Source organism: Endozoicomonas sp. ONNA1, assembly GCF_024606325.1.
Lineage (GTDB): Bacteria > Pseudomonadota > Gammaproteobacteria > Pseudomonadales > Endozoicomonadaceae > Endozoicomonas_A.
Genome location: NZ_JAHHPN010000948.1, coordinates 1 through 1,394, shown reverse-complemented (window position 1 = coordinate 1,394; position 1,394 = coordinate 1). Strand labels below are relative to the sequence as shown.

Below are 1,394 nucleotides of genomic sequence, written 5' to 3'. Positions count from 1 at the left end.
AATCACATCCGAACCACCCTGGCCCTCCACCATGACCCCAAACTGTCGGCGGGAGGCCGCCCGGTTCTCATAGTAGTAAGTATCCAGCCGCAAGGCTTCCAGGTTGATACTGTCGTCTCCGCGCGTTCCTGACAGTAGCAGACCGTCCGCCATCACGGCTACCCTGCCAAAGGTGCCCAGTGACTGGTAACTATCGAGGATGACCTGGTAGAGCGTTTGGTGTTTTGGGCTATAAACGACCGAAGCCGTTGACTCAAGCGGCCGGGCATTCCGGGTTGTGCTCTTTTTCCTGACCGTGGTTTGACCAATAATCAGTTGCTGGGCACCGTGCTCCTTGTCAGGCAGGCCGAACAACAGTTTTTGTTGATGGAAATACCGGCCCCGGTAATCTATCCAGGCCATTCGGGTTCGGGCATAGCCGGGGCGCAGCTTGAGGGCGATCAGTCGGGTGTCGGCCAGCAGCCGGCGAGCGCTTATTGGCACGGAACGCATAGCCTGGTTGAAATCCTGCCAGGTCGAGAAGATCAGGCTGTCGGAGGGTTGCCTGGGCCCCATCAGGCTCAGGTCCAGCGCCACCAGGGACAGTTGTTTCCGGTTGGCCAGGTATTTAGCCCGCGGGGTCTTGATGCTCCATGCCTGGTCAATGGGTTCCCACTGGTATCGGCCTCGCAATTCGTTGCCACCCGGGAAGTCGTAACGGCAGGGAATGGAGACCAGGTTCTTGAACTCGCTGGGTATCCCGGTCAGAACGGCACCAGCCTTCCCACAAAAGGGATGGCCTTTTGCACCTTGGTCAGGCCGTGGGAAAAACTGGAAAGCTTGCTTTTTGCGGGTATCCGACAGGGCGAGCAGCTGGCCGTCGTCATTGACCGTAATCTTGAATTTGTCGCGTTTTTTGGCCGCCAGCAGGGTTTCACCGTCCGGGAAGTACCAGAGATCCAGTGTCCTGAAGGGGTTGAACAAGGTGTGGTTGGCGACCGGGGTTGTCAGGGGTACCAGACCTACTGTTGCTGAGAACTCCTGCCGGGCCTGTGCCACCCTGGTGCGCAACACTCCCTTGATGTCAGTGATGAAGGCCCGGGCACTGGCGTTGGTCCAGGCCGTGTCGGGGTGATCCAGGGTCACTTTGAACAGGATTGTCTTGACCATTTGGCCCAGGTCCAGGCTCGTCATCGTCACGCCGGATCGGGGGGTGAACTGACGCACACTCAGGGTATCGTTAGACTTGGCGACGGTCTGCCCGGTGGCCTTGAGTTGCCAGTGTGCAAAGGGTTCTGTTTCCACTGGCAGGTTTTCGCTGACCACCCGGGTGTTGTCCCAGGCCTCGTCCGGTATCCACAGCTGGAAGCCACTGTGGGTATCGGCCAGGAGACTGCCGGAGTGCGCCTGCACAC

The 1,394-nt window shown here is 59.0% G+C and carries 2 protein-coding genes; one reads left to right on the top strand and one right to left on the bottom strand.

The genetic code is table 11. The features are described from left to right. On the bottom strand, positions 1-1,149 hold a 1,149-nt coding region (locus tag KDK19_RS22745), incomplete at its 3' end, for a hypothetical protein (protein WP_257293015.1). Here KDK19_RS22745 and KDK19_RS22740 point away from each other — a divergent pair. Beyond that, the coding region (locus KDK19_RS22740; RefSeq protein WP_257293014.1) for a hypothetical protein at positions 1,150-1,394 on the top strand (245 nt) is incomplete at its 3' end.